The sequence below is a fragment of the Streptomyces sp. NPDC034086 genome, from assembly GCF_055575515.1.
Genome location: NZ_JBVISM010000013.1, coordinates 97051 through 113708 on the forward strand (window position 1 = coordinate 97051; position 16658 = coordinate 113708).

Below are 16658 nucleotides of genomic sequence, written 5' to 3' on the forward strand. Positions count from 1 at the left end.
GACGGCCTAGCGGAGCGCCCCCGCCTTGCTGCCGTCCGTGAGCTTGCCCGACAGGTCCACTTGCGCGCCCTCCGGCGCCTTCAGGGCCAGCCGGTTGCCGTTCGCGCTGCCGCTCACGCCGGCGCCCGACGCCGACAGCGAGGCGAACTGCGCGCTGCCCGCCGCCAGTACGTACCACTGCCCGGCCCGGGACTTCCACAGCACGCCCGCCAGCACCCGCGGCTCCCGGGGCCCGCACGCCGGGGACCCCTCCGCCTTGGCCGCCTGGGCCGCCAGCGGCGCGCCCGGCGCCAGGAACTGGGCCTGCACCCGGTCCGCCGTGCCCTGCCAGGTCTCGGCGCGGGTGCACAGCCAGGTGGCCGTCCCGTCGCCCTCGGGCAGCGGCTGCTTCGCGTACGTCCACGCGTTCACGGAGCGCACCCCGTGCGAGCGCACCGACGGCAGCAGGCACGCCGTCTTCGACCACTCGCCCAGCTCCGCCGCCTCCGTCACGTCCCGCGCCGCGCCCGGCGCGCCCGACGTGAGCCGGGCCGCGGTCAGTTCGCCCAGGTCGGTCACCAGCCGGGTGGCGCCGTCACCGGTCAGCGACAGCGCGCTCCAGCTGGTGCAGTCGCCGTTCGGGGCGGGACCGAGCACCGGCGGGGTGACCCCGTCCGGGGTGAGCTTCAGCGGGGCCGCCTGCTCCCCGGGCTTGAGCAGGTCGCGCAGGGCCGCGCCGGTCACCCAGGGGGCCGTCAGGTAGCGGACGTTGCCGTCGACCCGGCTCAGGACCAGCGCGGTCGCGGTGTCCGCCGTCGCCCCGTCGGCCCGGGCGAAGTCGAGGGCGGCGCCCGCCGTCCCGTTGCGCGGTTCCGCGTAGCGCACCACGCGCAGCCCGTCGTACAGCAGGACCACCACGGCCTGGTCGACCGTACCCGCGAACAGCAGCTGCGCCGGCCCCATCGGCGGCCCCGACGGGGTGCCCGGGGTCGCCGAGACCACCACCTGCCCGCCGGGCCGGGCCCACACCGCGAGCGCCCGGCGCAGCAGCTCCGCGTCCTGGGCGCGGTCGCCGCGCGCCGGCCAGGCGGAGTAGTCCGTACGGGAGGACGTACGCCACACCGTGGGCGCGACCCGCACCAGCTGCGCCGGGTCCAGGGCCTGTTCCGCCGCGGCGTTGCGCGCGTACAGCGGAGCGGAGGGGCCGTCCGAGCCCCAGCCGCCGCCCGGCAGCGCCAGCAGCGCGCCGCACACCGCCAGCGCGGCCGCGGCCGCCAGCCCGGCCCGCGCGAACCGGCGCCGCCGCAGCAGGTCGGTGGGCCGGGCCTGGAGCACGCACGGGTCGAACTCGGGGGAGGCGAACAGCGCGTCGTGCGCCGGGTCCCCGGACTCCGCGACCGCCGCCGCCGGGTCGGCGACCCCGGCCTCCGCGAGCACCCGGAGGACGTCCGGCTCGGCCAGCCCCTCCAGTGCCCGCAGCACGCAGGCGGCCCGGCCCGGGCCGTTCAGGGTGGCCAGCCACTGGTCCAGGGCCAGTTCCTCGGCCCCGCCCGCGCGCGGGAACAGCCGCAGCCCCCAGACCTGCGGCAGCAGCGCGGGCAGCTGCCCGCGCAGCGGGAGCGCCTTGAAGGTCAGCGGGATCCCCGCCTCCAGGGCGGAACGCAGCACGCGCAGCCGGACGTACGCGTAACCCGACTCGGGCCCGCCCAGCCCCCCGCGCTGCGCCGGCACCCCGCCCTGCACGGCTGCCGGGCCGGAGCCCCGCCGGCCGCGGGGCAGTGCCCGCTGGGTCAGCGAATGGGCGGTGAGCACCCGCCGGTTGCGGCCGAGCGCGGGCGGCAGCACCAGGTAGGCGAGCCGCACCAGCCGCGGGTAGTGCTCGACGATCGCGGCCTCGGCCTGTTCGACGTCGGGGGTCAGGGGTCGGGTGGCGGTATCCGGCGCAGTCACGTTCAGCAGAACGAGCGAATCGTCGGATGGTCACCCACCCTCGCTTGCCCGTTCGAGTGAATTCCCCGCTTCCGAGGTGTACGGGGTCCCGGGTCCGGAGCGGCTCAGGCCCTCAGCCTGGCGCGCAGCGCCGCGACCGTCTCCTCGGACACCCCGAGGCCCTCGTGCACGTACTTCTCCATCGAGCCGTAGCGGACGCGGACCTCGTCCAGGCCGGCCTCCAGGTAGGCGGGGAACACCCCGATCAGCGCCAGCGCGATGTCCGGGTCGCCGCCGGCGGCGGTGAAGCCCTCGATCAGCGGGGCGAAGGCCTGCTTGACCGCCGGGTTCACCGACAGGTACTCGGCCATCAGGGTGTCCTCGTCGGCGCCGAGCAGCGCGAGGATCAGCGTCGCCCCCCAGCCCGTGCGGTCCTTGCCCGCGGTGCAGTGGAAGAGCAGCGGGCCCGCGTCGGGGTCGGCTGCCTCGGTGAGCAGCGTGCGGTACGCGGTGTGCGCGGAGCCGGTGCTGACGAAGGAGCGGTACACGGACCCGAACAGGGCCCGCGCCTTGCCGCCGCCCAGGTGCTCCTCGGCCACGATCGGGTCGGCGAGGAGGTCCTTGAGCTGGGTGGCGGCGGGCATCCGGCGGTCGCTCATCTTGTCGGCCAGCACGTCGCGCACCAGCAGCCGGACCCCGTCGGGTATCCGGTCCGGGTGGTCCGCCCGCTCGGCGTCGCTGCGCAGGTCGATGACGGTCCGCAGCCCCAGCGCCGCCACCGCCGGGTCGGCGTCGAGGTCGAGCCGGTCCAGCGCGCCCGCACGCAGGACGAGGCCGGGGCGGACGGTGCGGCCGCCGGCGAGCGGGATGCCCCCGAGGTCGCGGAGGTTGGCGACGGTGGTGGAGGGGGTGGCGGTCATCGTGGCGGCTCCAGCGGGGTGGGCTTGCTCGGAAAAGTGGCGGGTGCCTGCTCGGCGAAGCGGCGGGCGCGGGACGGTGTGCCCGGCCCGGTGGTGCGTGCGTGGTCCGCCACGCCGTCCATCCGGATCGGACCAATTCGGTCAGATGTGAGCGATTTTCCGATGCTTCGAACCGGAAAGACAATCGAGGGCGACCGACAGGCCTATCCCCAGGCCGAGCGCCACCAGGTGGCCCGCGTCGGTGAAGGTCCGCCCGCGCCGCAGCACCGGCTGCGCGGCGACCGCCAGCAGGCCGGCCCGGGCGCCGTTGCGCACCGCCCCGCGCGGCAGCGCCGAGGTCAGGGCGCCGAGGACGGCGTTGAACCCGTAGCTCGTGCCCACGTCCAGGGCCCGGCGGGTCTCCCGGCCGGCGGTGCGGCGCAGGACCCCGTAGACCAGGAGCGTCGCCGCGGCGTGCCCGAAGAGGAAGACGGCGGCCGTCCACCACGCCCCGTACGCGTACTCCGCGTAGCCCAGCACCGCGACCAGCAGCAGGGCGTACGGCAGCGGCATGGGCTCCTCGACCACGCAGGCGCTGCTCAGCAGCGTCTCCCAGCGGCCGGCGGCGAGGTTGTCGACGTTCGTCGAGCAGCCGCGCAGCACCCGTTCCCGCTCGACCGGATCCAGCCGTTCGAGCGCGTGGGCCCCGAGCTGGACCGCGCCGGCGTAGACCGCTCCCAGCGGCACTGACCATGACCATGGCGATGGATTCACCGGACCATGATCGGGTACCGCCCTCCGGTGCGCTGCGGCGGGCCCCGTGAGACCATGACCGGAACATGACTGGATCCCCCTCCCGTGCGCCGATGCGCGGCACGCGGGCCGCGATGTTCGCGGCCGTGTGCGTGGCATTGGGTGCGATGGGGCATTCGTACATGTCCGGTATGAACGTCCCCTTCGGCAGCCTTCTGGCCGCTTTCGCCCTCACCGGGGTCCTCGCCTGGGCCGCCGCCGGACGACGCCGCGGCCCGGCCGGAATCACCGCCGCGCTGCTCGCCGTCCAGGGCGTCCTCCACCTCGCCTTCACCGCCGGCCAGGCCGCCGGCCAGGCCGCCGGCCACCGGCACACCGCTCCCTCGCCGGAGCCGATGCCCGCTCACCACCACGTGCCCGGCATGCCGATGGACGCCCCCCTCGGCGGCGCCACGGCCACCGCCGGCCCGGACGCGGTGGCGGGCGCGGGGGGCGACCTCGCGGGCGCGGCGGCCGGCATGGGCGACATGGCCGGCATGGGCGACCTCCCCGGCATGGCCGACATGGCCGGCATGGCCGGGCACGGCGGCCTCGGGATGATCGCCGCGCACGTCCTCGCCGGGCTCTTCTGCGCCGCCTGGCTCGCCCGGGGCGAGGCCGCCGTCTTCCGGCTCGCCGGAGCCCTCGGCGCCACCGCGCTGCTGGCCGCCCGGCCCGTCGCCCGCGCGCTCGCGCTGCTGCGGACCCGGGTGGCCCCCGTACCGGCCCCGCCCGCGCACCGCCCCCGGTACGAACGCCCGCGCCGGCTGCGCGGGGCCGTACACGCCCACACCGCGGTCCGCCGCGGCCCGCCCGGCCGGCGAGACACCCGCACCACGGCCCCGAGGCCGTGCCGCCAGAGCCCCGCCCGGCCGGCGGTCCCCGCCGCGTACGCCCACCGCGTCGCCGCGGGCCGCCGGCGCGCCCCTTCGCGCGCGCACGCACCGGGCACCACCGGCCCCGCCCGCAGGGCGGCCGGAGGCCTTCCGGCGGCACCCGTCCCGCACCCCGCGCACGCCTGACGTCGCGTTCCCGGGCGACGGACGAGACCTGGGGCCGGTCCCCCGTTTCGCCGAACCCCAGGACCGACATGTCCCTTGACGAGCTCCAGAACGATCCCGCCCAGGACTCCGGAACACCGGCCGGGCCCGCCCGCCGCACCGCCGGGGGCTGGGCCGCGCTGCGGCCGCTGCTGCTGCGCGTGCACTTCTACGCCGGGCTGCTGATAGCCCCGTTCCTCTTCCTCGCCGCCGCCACCGGCCTGCTGTACGCGGGCTCCTGGCAGGCCGAGCGCATCCTCTACTCCCACGAGCTGACCGTCGACAGCGTCGGCGAGCGGGCCCTGCCGCTCAGCACCCAGGTCAAGGCCGCCCAGGGCGCCGCCCCCCGGGGCAAGGTGCTCGGCGTGTGGCCCGCGCCCGAGGACGACGCCACCACCCGGGTGATCATGGAGGAGCCGGGCCTGGCCGAGGGCGAGACCGTCACCGTCTTCGTCGACCCCTACACCGCAGACGTCCGCGGCCGGCTGACCACCTCCGGTGACGCGCTGCCCCTGCGGGCCTGGCTGAGCGAGTTCCACGCGAGCCTCCAGCTCGGGGAGTCCGGCCGCACCTACAGCGAACTCGCCGCCAGCTGGCTCTGGGTGGTCGCGCTCGGCGGCCTCGCCCTGTGGATCGGACGCCGCCGCGCCCGCAAGGCCGACCTCGTCCTGCCCGACCGCGAGGCCACCGGCCGCCGCAAGACCCTGTCCTGGCACGGCACCGTCGGCCTGTGGGCCGCCGCCGGGCTCGTCGGCCTCTCCGTGACCGGCCTGACCTGGTCGAACTACGCCGGCGAGAACATCGGACAGCTCCAGGACCGGCTCGGCGGCGCCACCCCCGCCGTCACCGCCACGCTCCAGCCGGGCGCGGCCGCCGGTGCCGACGGCGGCGACGAACACGCCGGGCACGTCATGACCGACGGCATGGAGATGCCCCCGCCGGCCCCCGTCACCGACATCGGCATCGACAGGGCCGTGGCCGCCGCCCGCGCCGCCGGCGTCACCGAGAGCCTGCGCGTGACCCTGCCCGCCAAGGGCAAGGGCTACGTCGTCAAGGAGAACGACAAGACGCTCCCGGTGCACCTGGACTCGGTCGCCGTCGACCCCGCCGACGGCCGGATCATGGACGGCCTGCGCTTCGCCGACTACCCGCTCCTCGCCCAGCTCACCCGCTTCGGCATCGACCTCCACATGGGCCTGACCTTCGGCATCGCCAACCAGCTCGCGCTGGCCGCGCTCGCCGTGGCGGTGATGTTCCTGGTCGTGTGGGGCTACCGGATGTGGTGGATGCGCCGCCCCACCAAGGACCGCCGGCTGTCGGTGGGCCGTGCCCAGCCGCGCGGCGCCTGGCGCAGGCTGCCGGTGACCGTGCTGCTGCCGTCCGCCTGCGCGACGGCCGTCGTCGGCTGGTTCGTCCCGCTGCTGGGGATCAGCCTGCTGGCCTTCCTCGTGATCGACCTGACCGCCGGGTTCGCCGCGCGCCGGCGCGCGGCGCGGACCGCCTAGGCACGGTCCGGGCGACGGTGGGCCCGTACGCGCTTTCCCGCGTACGGGCCCACCGTCGTCCCGGCGGTCAGGGCGTGTACTTGTAGCCCACGCGGCGGACGGTCTGGATCGCCCCGCGGTGCGCCGCGCCCAGCTTGCGGCGCAGCCGGGCGATGTGGACGTCGACCGTGCGGCCGTCGCCGACGTGCCCGTAGCCCCACACCGTGGTCACCAGCTGGTCCCGGCTGTGCACCCGGTGCGGGTGCGCCACCAGGTGGGCGAGCAGCTCGAACTCCAGGTACGTCAGGTCCAGCTGCTCGCCGTCGACCTCGGCCGTGCGCTGCGCGGCGTCGATCCGCACGAGCGCGTCGCCGTCGGCCGGCGGGGACGCGGGCGCGGGCCGGGCGGAGTGCGGGGCCGGTCCGGCGGCCGGTCCGGCGGCGGGCGCGGGGACGGACTGCGGGGCGAACGCGATCGGCTGCTGGTCGGCCGGTACGAGAACCAGGTAGCCGACCATCGGCGGCTGGCCCGGCAGCGCGGGAACGGCGTGCTGGGGCGCGGGCAGCCAGGTGGCGCCGGGCGGGAGCAGGTCCACGACCCGGGCCACCTCGTCGCGGTCCACGGCACGCAGCCGGTGGCGCGGAGCGGGCGGGAAGGGCAGGGGGGCGGAGGTCGCAGCGGAGGCGGCGGGAGCGAAGGAACGGGTGCTCGTCATGAGTGGTCAGCTCTTTCACGCGGAGTGGTCGGCAGAAGACGTACGTGTGCGTGTGCGTGTGCACGTAGTCGTTGCGTACCGCGCAGACCGAAGGCCCCGGGCGGGTCTGGTGTGAGGTCCCGGAGGCTTTAGAGGGCCGGCGCGTTCTCGGCGCGGCAACACACCCGGTCGAAGTCGTGGTCCTGACGGGACGGCCAGAACGGCTCCAGGTCGCTGCGACCTGTCGGGAAGTACGGATGGCTGGCCATGGGCGCCATTGAAGCAGAAACGGGGGCCCGGGGCAGGCGTCATCTCACTGGGTGGATCGAAATCTCACATAGTGTCGTCAACTCTTCGTGTGGCCGCCACAATTGCGACAAACCGTCAGCCGGACAGCTGCTTCCGCCCGTCGGGCCCGGTCGCCCGTATCGCATCGTGGGCCGAACCGTCCCACTCCCACGACAGCCCCGCGCCGCGACCGTCTCGCGCGGGGAGGAACACGAACCCGCGCGCGTCCTCCTTCCCGGCCGCACGGCGGAGCATCGCCTCCGTGACGGCCGCCACTGACCACGACGGCGGCGGCGCCCGCCTCCCCGGGGGGAGGCGGGCGCCGCCGTCAGTACGGTGCGGCCGTGGCCGCGGTCAGACCAGGCCGTCCTTCTCCAGGCCCGTGCAGCAGGTGTCCGTGATCAGGCGGGTCACCACGTACGGGTCCACGTTCGCGTTCGGACGGCGGTCCTCGATGTACCCCTTGCCGTCCTTCTCCACCTGCCACGGGATGCGGACCGACGCGCCGCGGTCGGAGACGCCGTAGCTGAACTCGTTCCACGGGGCCGTCTCGTGCAGACCCGTCAGGCGCTCGTCGATGCCCGCGCCGTAGTTCTTGACGTGGTCCAGCGGCTTGCTGCCCTCGCCCAGCGCCTCGCACGCCGAGATGATCGCGCGGTAGTCCTCGCGCATCGCCCTCGTGGAGAAGTTGGTGTGCGCGCCGGCGCCGTTCCAGTCGCCCTTCACCGGCTTCGGGTTCAGCGTCGCCGACACGTTGAAGTCCTCGGCCGTGCGGTACAGCAGCCAGCGCGCGATCCACAGCTGGTCCGAGACCTCCAGCGGGCCGAGCGGGCCGACCTGGAACTCCCACTGGCCGGGCATGACCTCGGCGTTGATGCCGGAGATCTCCAGGCCCGCGGCCAGGCAGTGGTCCAGGTGCTTCTCGACGATGTCGCGGCCGAAGATCTCGTCCGCGCCGACCCCGCAGTAGTAGCCGCCCTGCGCCGCCGGGAAGCCGTTCACCGGGAAGCCGAGCGGGCGGGCGCCGTCGAAGAAGGTGTACTCCTGCTCGATGCCGAAGACGGGCGCCTGACCGGCGAACCTCTCCGCGACCGGCCGCAGCAGCGCGCGGGTGTTCGACGCGTGCGGGGTCATGTCGATGTCGAGTACCTCGCACAGCACGAGGATGTCGTTCCCGCCGCGGATCGGGTCCGGGCAGGAGAAGACCGGCTGGAGGACCCGGTCCGAGGCGTGACCCTCGGCCTGGTTCGTGCTCGAACCGTCGAATCCCCAGATGGGCAGCTCCGCGACGCCGGGGGCGGTGGCGCCCGTCAGGATCTTCGTCTTGGAGCGGAGCTTCGCCGTCGGCTCGGTGCCGTCGATCCAGATGTATTCAGCCTTGTAGCTCACGGGACCATCCTGACTCTGCGGGTGCTGCGGATCGCTGCGGTGTTGACGGCAGCGTGCCCCGTGGCGATTTCTCGTCGGTTGCCCATGTGTGAACCCCGTGTTACCGGCGTTTACGCCGCAGGTCGGGTGGCTTGTTCGGGTCGGTGTCTGTACATCCGTCCGAGTGGGGCACACTGAGCGGGTGAGCATTTCGTACGATTTGAACTCCTCCGCCGGCGGCCCGGGCGACGGCCCCGCACGCCCCCGCCCCCGCGTCGGCCTGCTCGGCACCGGCCCCTGGGCCCGCCGCACCCACGCCCCCGCCCTCGCCGCGCACCCCGGGGCCGAATTCGCCGGGGTCTGGGGCCGGCGCCCCGAAGCCGCGGCCGAGCTGGCCCAGGCGTACGGGGTGAAGGCGTACGAAGACCCCGACGCGCTGTTCGCCGACTGCGACGTCGCCGCCTTCGCCCTGCCGCCGGACGTGCAGGCCCCGCTCGCCGTACGCGCGGCCGCCGCCGGCTGCCACCTGCTGCTCGACAAGCCCGTCGCCACCACGGTGGAGGACGCCCGGGCCGTCGCCGACGCCGCCGCGGCGCACGGCGTCGCCTCCGTCGTCTTCCTCACCCTCCGCTTCGCCGAGCCCACGGCCGGGTGGGTCCTCGAACAGGCCGCACGCACCGGATGGTTCACCGCCTCCGCGCACTGGCTCGGCGCGGTCTTCCCGCCCACCGGCGAACCCGGCGCGTACGCCGACTCGCCCTGGCGCAAGGCCAAGGGCGGGCTGTGGGACGTCGGCCCGCACGCCCTCTCCGTCCTGATCCCGGTCCTGGGCGAGGTCACCGCCGTCTCCGCCACCCGGGGCCCGTCCGACCTGGTCCAACTGGCCCTGCGGCACGCCTCCGGTGCCGCCAGCACTGCCGTGCTCAGCCTGAGCGCGCCGCACGCGGCCGCCGGGGTGGGGCTGGAACTGCGGGGTGCCGAAGGCGTCTTCGCGCTGCCGGACTGGAGCGACGTACCGGGCGCCTACGGGCGCGCCCTGGACGCCCTGCTCGACGCCGCCCGCACGGGGGTCCCGGACCCGCGCGGAGCGGAGTTCGGGGCCCGGCTGACGTGGATCCTGGCCGAGGCGGAGCGTCAGCTGGCTACTTGATGAGGGCGTTGGCCACGATGACGGCCAGCCCGATCGCGGCGTCGGCCAGGCCGACGAGCAGCGCCGGGGCGATCCGGTAGCCGACCCGGACCGCGACGAAGGCCCCCCACGCGAACAGCAGCGCCGTGTTCAGCCCGAGCCCGGTGGCCGTCACCCCGTACGGCTCCCAGTGCGCGAGCCCCGCGAGCAGGAGCAGCAGGACGGTGGGGAGGGTGGCCGCGACCATCGGCCACTCGTTCCCCAGGGCCCGGCCCAGCAGCCGCCACCGGTGCACGACGGAACCGGCCCGCTGGTCGGCCATGTGGTGCGCGTACCCGTGCGCGAGCGCGGCGGTGACGGCGGTGACCAGGACCCAGCTGGCGTCGTAGAAGGGGGTGTACGCCTCCCCCTGCTGCTCCAGCGCGGCCAGCAGCCCGCTGGCCAGCACGGTCCCGTACACCCCTCCGAACATCCAGTCGCTCCCGCGACGGGCCGGGCGAGGGGTGGTCCTGGGCTTGGGGTCGGGTTGCTGCTCCGTCACGGCGCCGGTCCTTTGGTGCGTTTTGTCTGTGTTTGCTCCTCGGGCCACCCTAGCGGGGCGGGGCGTGGGGACGTCGTGAAGGCCGGGGCGGGGGGTGGGAGCGGGGCTCGGTGCGTCCGTCTCAGGGCGGGTCCGGGGGTTTCCCGTCAGTCCCATCGTCCTTCCGTGTCGGGCCGGCCCGTCAAGGGCGCTCCTTCGTCGCGTCGCTTCGCGATGTCGCTTCGCTCCACCCTTGACCGGCCGGCCCGCCCCGGAAAGCCGAAAGACTGCCGGGAAGCCCCCGAAGGAACGGTCACGGGGCAGGAGGAGGGGAGCGGCTCCTCCAGCGAAGAGACGAGGGACCGGGCCAAGGCCGTGTCCCGCATCCGGGCCCGTGCCCTGCCCGGCCGCGCCGGGGCCCGACTGCCCACACCTCATGCCCACCAGAGCAGCACAGGGAGCCGGCAGGCGCGTCAGATCGCCACGTGCTCCTCCCGCCTTGGCGTCCGACGACCGCCCGTCGCCGATGCCCGCACCACATGACGACGAGACGGCGTCAGGCGCCGGCGGGGAGTGGGTACCTTGATCAACATAGTTGACCGATTCCTGAGGAAAGCCCCATCGTGAGCGACTCGCGCCCCCACCTCCTGTTCTCCTTCGGCACGCTGATGGACCCGAAGGTCCAGCAGGCACTCTTCGGCTGGGTCGTGCCCAGCCGTCCCGCGTCCCTGGCCGGACACGCGACCAGGCCGCTGAAGATCACCGACCCTGACGTGATCGCCGCCAGCGGCCTCGACGTCCACCTGATCCTGGAGCGCAGGTTCGGCACCGTGGTCGACGGAGCCGTTCTCCACCTCACCGACCGGGAACTCGCCGCAGCCGACGCCTACGAGGTCGACGACTACACCCGCCGGCGCGTCGTCCTCTCCTCCGGGGAGAGCGCCTGGGCCTACCTGGACGCGAATCCGCTGCGCCCGGCGGCGCGGATCGTGATCGTGGGCGACAGCATCGCCTACGGCCGCTGCGATCCGCAGGGCGGCTGGGCGGCCCGTCTGGCGGCTGCCCACATCGCCGAGAACGAGACGGCCCACCGGCTCTTCAACCTCGCCATACCCGGCACCACCCTGGCGGACGTCAGCGAGCAGACGCCCGCCCTGCTATCCCCCCGCCTGCCCGACACCATCCTCCTCGCCGCAGGGATCAACGACTCCGCCGTACCGCTCTCCGCACCGCACGCCGATGGACTCGCGAACCTCACGGACGGACTCGACGCGCTCGCCGCGACGGCCCACGCGCACAACGCCCGCCTCGTCGTCCTGGGCCCCATCTGGCTGGACGAGGACCGCACCGGCGACTACGAGGGCCTGCGCTTCACGGAGAACCGGGCGCTGGCCCTGCGGGAATCCCTCCGGACGTGGTGCGAGGACAACCACATCGACTTCGTCGACCTGTGGGAGCCGCTGCGGGGCAAGCCCGACCTGCTCATAGACGGCATACACCCCACCCCTGAGGGCCACCAGGCGCTCTACCGGCACCTGGCCGCCTGACCCGATACGGCCGGACGCCGAACCGAGGGAAGCGCGTAGCGATCTGTCGCGCCCACCGGTCCCGGACGGGGTCCTGATCAGCATGGGGGTGCGGGTAGCCGGGCCCCCGGCCTTGCCGGGCAGCGCAGGGGCCCGAATGCGGGACATGGCCAACGCCTGGCCCCTCGCCACATCGCTGAGGGACCCGCCCCTCCCCTTCCTGCCCCGTGACCGTTCCTTTGGGGGCTTCCCGGCAGTCCTTGTCTTTCCGGGGCGGGCTGGTCGGTCAAGGGTGGAGCGCAGCGACATCGCGTAGCGACGCGACGAAGGAGCGCCCTTGAGGGACCAGCCCGACACGGAAGGACGATGGGACTGACGGGAAACCCCCAAACCGGCCTGACCCCGCCCAAGTTCAGCGGGCCGCCGTGATCCCGCTCCAGACGTTCCCCCGCCCGCCCGTGCCACTGTTGTTCCCTGGAGTCCGGATAGGGGGTGGGGGCTGCTCATCTCAGGCTCTCCATCTGCCGTCTGATGAGTTCCACGCTCTGCTGTGCTGGCAAAACCTCCCCCTCAAGGTCTCCAAAGGCTCGCACCGCGTCTCGTACGTCCTCGGGCTTGGTGATGATCGACGCCGAGCGGTAGGAGTCCACGCTCACGGACTGCACGTGCGTCGGTGAAGTCAAGATGCTCAGGGGGACGTCGATCAACAGGTTCGGTTCCGCGTAAGACCGTCTGGGCCGAGTGTGCCCTCAGGGGGTGAATGCCTCGCGGGCCGCCGTCAGGAAGTCGCGGATGGTGGTGCGTTCGGCGGGGGAGAGGGGGGTGAGGGCGCCGAGCAGGGTGTCGATCGCCGGCCCGAAGAACTCCTGGCCCAGTCGGACCGCCTCCGGCCGGACCCGGAGCAGGACGCGGCGGCGGTCGGCGGGGTCGCGGACGCGCTCCACGTGGCCCAGGCGCTCCAGGCGGTCGAGCACGCCGGTGGTGCCCGCCGAGTTGAGGCCGAGCCGGGAGCGCAGGAGGCCCGGTGTGGCGGGTTCGGCGGCGCGGGCGGCGTCCAGGAGGCAGATCAGGGCCCGCACATCGGTCGGGTGCATGCCGTGCGCGGCGGCGAACTCCGCCTGACGGAGGCCGAACTCGACGGCCACCGCGCGCAGCAGGTGCACCAGTTCGAGGTTGCCGCCCACGTTGCCGCCCATGCCATCGCCCGCCGCATCGCCCGCGTCGTCGTGCACGTTGCCTCCCGCATCGTCCCGGCCTAGGATCTCTCGCTGAGCGAGATTATCGCCGAGCGAGGCATTGGAGCCAGCCATGTCCCGGACGTCCTTCCGTGCCGCCTACGACGAGGTGCTCGCCCAGTGGCCAGGTCCCGTCGAGGCCGTCGACGTGCCCACGCCCTACGGAGTGACCCGCGTCAACAGCTGCGGTCCCCTCGGGGCGCCGCCGCTCGTGCTGTTGCCTGGGGGCGGGGCCACCTCCACCGTGTGGGGTGCCTGCGTCGCCGCCGGACCGGCCCGCACCCGGCGGGTGCACGCCGTGGACCTGGTCGGAGATCCCGGGCTGAGCGTCCCGGCACCCGGACGGGGGATGCGTACCGTCGAGGACCTCGCGGGCTGGCTCGACGCGCTCCTCGACGGCCTGCGCGACCTCGGCGGGCTCGACGGGGGGCCCGTCACGCTGGCCGGGCACTCCTACGGGGCCTGGATCGCCGCCCACGCCGCCGCGCGGCGGCCCGGGCGCCTCGGCCGGCTCGTCCTGCTCGACCCCACCCAGGTCTTCACCGGGCTGCGCCCCGGCTACGTCCTGCGCGCGCTGCCCATGCTGCTCAGGCCCGCTCCGGCCCGGATCCGCTCCTTCCTGGCCTGGGAGACCGGCGGGGTCCCGCTCGACCCCGCCTGGACGCGGCTCCAGGAGGAGACGGCCGCCTTCCCCACCGTGCGGCCGGTCACCGGCCCGCGCCCGGATCCGGCCGGGCTCGGCGGGCTGCCGGTGGAGGTCCTCTTCGCGGGGCGGGCCCGCTGCCACGACCCCCGCCGGGCCGCCGCCGCCGCGCGCGCCGCACTGCCGGACGCGCGGGTCGGCGTACTGCCCGGCGTCTCCCACCACGCGCTGCCGCTGACGGCGCCCGCCGAGATCGCCCGTCTCCTGGCGCCGGTCTAGGAGGCCCCGCCCGTGCGGGAGAGGGCGTCGCGGACGGCTTCCTCGGAGCGGGCGACCACGGCCGTGCCGTCCTCGGCGGTGATGATCGGGCGCTGGATCAGCTTCGGGTGGGCGGCGAGGTGGGCGATCCAGCGGGCCCGTGCCTCGTCGGTGTCCTCGCGCGGCAGGTCCCGTACGCCGGTCTCCCTCGCGAGGGCGTCGGAGGTGCGCGTGATGTCCCACGGCTCCAGGCCGAGACGGCCGAGCACCTCCCGGATCTCGTCCTCGGACGGTACGTCCTCCAGGTAGCGGCGCACCGTGTAGTCGGCGCCCTCCGCGTCCAGCAGGGTCAGCGCGCTCCGGCACTTCGAACAGGCGGGATTGATCCAGATCTCCATGCCGGCCAGGGTAGTCAGACTCCGCGCGGCCAGGGCTTTTGTCAGTGCCCCCCACTAAAATCGAAGGAGCACGACAGGAAGCCAACTACCGTTTGGGAGGCTGTAGATGGCCGCTGCCGCGATCATTTCGATGCCCAAGAAGAAGCCGCTGCCGGCGGGTCTGCCCCGCGAGTGGTACGAGAACCACAACCGCCGTCTGAAGGCGATGCGCCTGGCGATCTCCCTGCTCGACACGGGGACGTACGACGCCAAGCGCGCCACCAACCGCAAGATACGGACGATGGCGGTGCGCGTCGGGATCCACCGCCCGTCCAATGTCACCTGCCGGATGGTCCGCGCCTTCATCGTCGCCAACGGGGGCTGACGCGCCGGCCGGCCGGCCCGTGCGCCGGCCGGCCCGGTTCACTTCTCGTCGAAGGTGATCTCCTCGACCGGGCGGGTCATCCTCATGGTCCCGCCGTCGCCGTTCCCGTCTCCGCCGACCTTGACGATGCGGTGGAGGCCGGTGAGCCGGTCGGCCTTCCCCTGGAGGTAGAAGCCGTCGCCGGCTCCGGCGAGGAAGGCCGGCAGGCAGGCCAGGGGCGGGCCCTCCAGCCCGAGGTCGAGGTAGTCCTTCAGGCGGCGGAACAGCTTCGGGAGGATCACCGCCCCGTTGTCGGCCGTGATCGACTCCATGCCGGTGACCTTGAAGCCGTCGGTGGTCACGTCCTGGGCCCAGACGCCCTTCCGGGGGACCGCGTCCCTCGCCGCCTTCGCGGCGACGGCCAGGGCGGTGCGCAGGTGGTCGGGGAAGCCGGTGTAGAACGTCGGATAGGCCAGGCCCTCCTTGACCAGGTGGTGGTTGGCGGTCTTCTTCAACTGGTCGACGCCGACGTCGATCTCGTACCCGTTGAACGCCGGCGGGTTCTTGCGGCCGACCAGGGCCACGCACCGGCCGTGGACGTCGGCGCCGCCGGTGAGGACGAAGCCGGGCACCGCCTCGGGGATCGTGGAGGTGATGGTCTCCTCGTCGTCGCGGTGGAAGTCGGTGAAACCCAGCCATGTCAGCAGCTCGTCCGCGGCCCGGTGGGCCGGCGGCAGGGGCTGGTGCCGCACCCCCGACGCGCCGTCCCCGTAGTGGGTCTCCAGCGCGTCGACGCCCTCCAGCCGGACGGCGGCGCGGCCGTCGGCCTTCGGCAGGATCCGGTGGACGCCGGGCACCCGCTTCCAGTCCGCCACGTCGTCCGGGGTGAAGGAGACGGTGTCACCGTCCGGCTGGAGGCCCTTCGCCCGGAAGGTCCCCCTGATGATCAGCATGGACATGATTCCTCCCGTACCTCATGGACGATGACGCCCCGTACGGATCTCGTGGTCCGGGGACAGCAGCAGCAGCGCGACGTCGTCGCGCGGGCCGCCCCGGGTGAAGGCGGCGAGGTCCCGCCAGACGGCCGGGACCAGCCCGGCCGGGTCGTTCGCCAGCACCGGCACCCGGACGGACAGCGGGTAGAAGTTCCCGGCCGCGTCCCGTGCCTCGGTGACCCCGTCGGTGTGCGCGAGCAGCCGGTCGCCCGGCAGCAGCGGGACCTCGGTCACCACCGCGCCGGCCGGCCCGGCCAGCCCCAGGCCCAGCGGGGGCCCCGGATCCACGGCCACTTCCGTGACCGCGGGGCCCCGGAGCAGCAGCGCCGGCGGATGCCCGCACGACACCACCCGTACGACGGGCAGCCCGGGCGGGAACTCCAGCAGCAGGGCCGTCGCGAACAGCTCCGGGTGCGCGACGGCGTCCGCGGCCGCGTCGGCCGTCAGCCGCCGGTCCAGCCGCGCCGCCACCGCCGCCAGGACCGGGTCGTCCAGGACCGCCTCGCGGAACGCGCCGAGCAGCGACGCCACCGTCCCGACGGCCGCCAGCCCGTGGCCCTGCACGTCCGCCACCACCGCCCGCACCCCGTACGGCCCGGCCCGTACGTCCACCAGGTCGCCGCCGACCAGCGTGCCCCGCTGCGCCGCCCGGTACAGCCCGGCGCAGCGCACCGGGCCGACCCGCTCCGGGACCGGAGGCAGCACCGCCAGCTGGGCGGCCTCGGCGACCGTCCGCACACTGACCAGCTGGGTGTCCCGGCGCCGCCGCACCCAGGCGATGATCACGCTCAGCAGCCCGACGCTGGCCACCGTGGCCAGGTCGCTGCCGCGGGCCTGACCCACTCCGAGCTCGGGAATGCCCAGCAGGAGCAGCACGAGCCCGGCGAAGACGGCGGTGCCGGCGGGCCCGTACGCGAAGGCGGCCACGGCGGGCAGGGCCGCCAGGAAGTAGGCCAGCTCCTCCGTACGGGTGGTCCACTGGATGAGGCAGAGCACCACCATGGCCACCGCGGGCGCGATCCGGGCCCAGCGCGGCGGCGGTGCCCCCTGCAGCCGGCCCGGCTCCTCCCGTCCGCGTCTCACCCCTCCACCCTGGTACGGCGGCCCGGGCCGCGCACGCCGGGTGGCCCCGGCCGGC

17 protein-coding genes are annotated in these 16658 nt (G+C 74.5%); 6 read left to right on the forward strand and 11 right to left on the reverse strand.

Going from position 1 to position 16658, the window contains the following annotated elements; translation table 11 throughout:
* Positions 1-6: 6 nt before the first annotated feature.
* The 3 genes from ACZ514_RS25525 to ACZ514_RS25535 all read right to left on the reverse strand — a co-directional run bounded on the left by ACZ514_RS25525 (position 7) and on the right by ACZ514_RS25535 (position 3554).
* Positions 7-1929, reverse strand: a complete 1923-nt coding sequence (locus ACZ514_RS25525) for a hypothetical protein (protein ID WP_468699560.1) — start codon at positions 1927-1929, stop codon at positions 7-9.
* A 104-nt stretch (positions 1930-2033) separates the two neighbouring features.
* Complete coding sequence (locus tag ACZ514_RS25530) at positions 2034-2828, reverse strand: tyrosine-protein phosphatase (RefSeq protein ID WP_468699559.1); 795 nt, start codon at positions 2826-2828, stop codon at positions 2034-2036.
* A 141-nt stretch (positions 2829-2969) separates the two neighbouring features.
* On the reverse strand, positions 2970-3554 hold the full coding sequence (locus ACZ514_RS25535; RefSeq protein WP_468174958.1) for a rhomboid-like protein: 585 nt from the start codon (positions 3552-3554) through the stop codon (positions 2970-2972).
* Between the two features lie 92 nt (positions 3555-3646).
* Here ACZ514_RS25535 and ACZ514_RS25540 point away from each other — a divergent pair, with 92 nt between their 5' ends.
* The gene (locus tag ACZ514_RS25540) at positions 3647-4621 is read left to right on the forward strand and encodes a hypothetical protein (protein WP_469125764.1); all 975 of its coding nucleotides are present in this window, start codon (positions 3647-3649) and stop codon (positions 4619-4621) included.
* 68 nt (positions 4622-4689) lie between these two features.
* Positions 4690-6144: a PepSY-associated TM helix domain-containing protein gene (locus tag ACZ514_RS25545; protein WP_469125765.1), complete on the forward strand. Its 1455-nt coding sequence runs from the start codon at positions 4690-4692 to the stop codon at positions 6142-6144.
* Between the two features lie 67 nt (positions 6145-6211).
* On the opposite strand, the gene ACZ514_RS25550 is transcribed toward ACZ514_RS25545, so the two are convergent.
* Together ACZ514_RS25550 and glnII are read right to left on the reverse strand one after the other, a co-directional pair.
* Positions 6212-6838 carry a winged helix-turn-helix domain-containing protein gene (locus ACZ514_RS25550; RefSeq protein ID WP_469125766.1) on the reverse strand — a complete coding sequence of 209 codons (627 nt, stop codon included), beginning with the start codon at positions 6836-6838 and terminating at the stop codon, positions 6212-6214.
* Positions 6839-7459: 621 nt separating this feature from the next.
* Positions 7460-8494: a glutamine synthetase gene (glnII, locus tag ACZ514_RS25555; RefSeq protein ID WP_468174383.1), complete on the reverse strand. Its 1035-nt coding sequence runs from the start codon at positions 8492-8494 to the stop codon at positions 7460-7462.
* 199 nt (positions 8495-8693) lie between these two features.
* Here glnII and ACZ514_RS25560 point away from each other — a divergent pair, with 199 nt between their 5' ends.
* Positions 8694-9623, forward strand: a complete 930-nt coding sequence (locus ACZ514_RS25560; RefSeq protein ID WP_468699635.1) for a Gfo/Idh/MocA family protein — start codon at positions 8694-8696, stop codon at positions 9621-9623.
* Here the strand turns inward: ACZ514_RS25560 and ACZ514_RS25565 are convergent.
* Positions 9616-10143 (reverse strand): hypothetical protein, encoded by a 528-nt coding sequence (locus ACZ514_RS25565; protein WP_469125767.1) that lies wholly within the window; start codon positions 10141-10143, stop codon positions 9616-9618. The two genes, ACZ514_RS25560 and ACZ514_RS25565, sit on opposite strands and share 8 nt — an antisense overlap.
* Before the next feature lie 602 nt (positions 10144-10745).
* Here ACZ514_RS25565 and ACZ514_RS25570 point away from each other — a divergent pair.
* Positions 10746-11669, forward strand: coding sequence for a GDSL-type esterase/lipase family protein (locus ACZ514_RS25570; protein WP_469125768.1), 924 nt, complete (start codon positions 10746-10748; stop codon positions 11667-11669).
* A 482-nt stretch (positions 11670-12151) separates the two neighbouring features.
* On the opposite strand, the gene ACZ514_RS25575 is transcribed toward ACZ514_RS25570, so the two are convergent.
* On the reverse strand, positions 12152-12358 hold the full coding sequence (locus ACZ514_RS25575) for a hypothetical protein (RefSeq protein WP_469125800.1): 207 nt from the start codon (positions 12356-12358) through the stop codon (positions 12152-12154).
* Between the two features lie 39 nt (positions 12359-12397).
* The gene (locus tag ACZ514_RS25580) at positions 12398-12844 is read right to left on the reverse strand and encodes a MarR family winged helix-turn-helix transcriptional regulator (protein WP_469125801.1); all 447 of its coding nucleotides are present in this window, start codon (positions 12842-12844) and stop codon (positions 12398-12400) included.
* Between the two features lie 112 nt (positions 12845-12956).
* Between ACZ514_RS25580 and ACZ514_RS25585 the strand changes: the two genes are divergently transcribed.
* Entirely contained in the window at positions 12957-13805 is an 849-nt protein-coding gene (locus tag ACZ514_RS25585; RefSeq protein ID WP_469125769.1) for an alpha/beta fold hydrolase, read from the forward strand.
* Here ACZ514_RS25585 and ACZ514_RS25590 read toward each other — a convergent pair.
* Positions 13802-14182, reverse strand: a complete 381-nt coding sequence (locus tag ACZ514_RS25590) for an ArsC/Spx/MgsR family protein (RefSeq protein WP_468174373.1) — start codon at positions 14180-14182, stop codon at positions 13802-13804. The two genes, ACZ514_RS25585 and ACZ514_RS25590, sit on opposite strands and share 4 nt — an antisense overlap.
* Positions 14183-14288: 106 nt before the next feature.
* On the opposite strand from ACZ514_RS25590, the gene ACZ514_RS25595 reads away from it, so the two are divergent.
* The gene (locus tag ACZ514_RS25595; RefSeq protein ID WP_007263742.1) at positions 14289-14546 is read left to right on the forward strand and encodes a hypothetical protein; all 258 of its coding nucleotides are present in this window, start codon (positions 14289-14291) and stop codon (positions 14544-14546) included.
* A 38-nt stretch (positions 14547-14584) separates the two neighbouring features.
* Here the strand turns inward: ACZ514_RS25595 and ACZ514_RS25600 are convergent, their stop codons facing one another.
* Together ACZ514_RS25600 and ACZ514_RS25605 are read right to left on the reverse strand one after the other, a co-directional pair.
* Positions 14585-15478, reverse strand: coding sequence for a nuclease (locus ACZ514_RS25600; protein ID WP_469125770.1), 894 nt, complete (start codon positions 15476-15478; stop codon positions 14585-14587).
* A gap of 21 nt (positions 15479-15499) precedes the next feature.
* Complete coding sequence (locus ACZ514_RS25605; protein ID WP_468174369.1) at positions 15500-16603, reverse strand: PP2C family protein-serine/threonine phosphatase; 1104 nt, start codon at positions 16601-16603, stop codon at positions 15500-15502.
* Between the last annotated feature and the right edge of the window lie 55 nt (positions 16604-16658).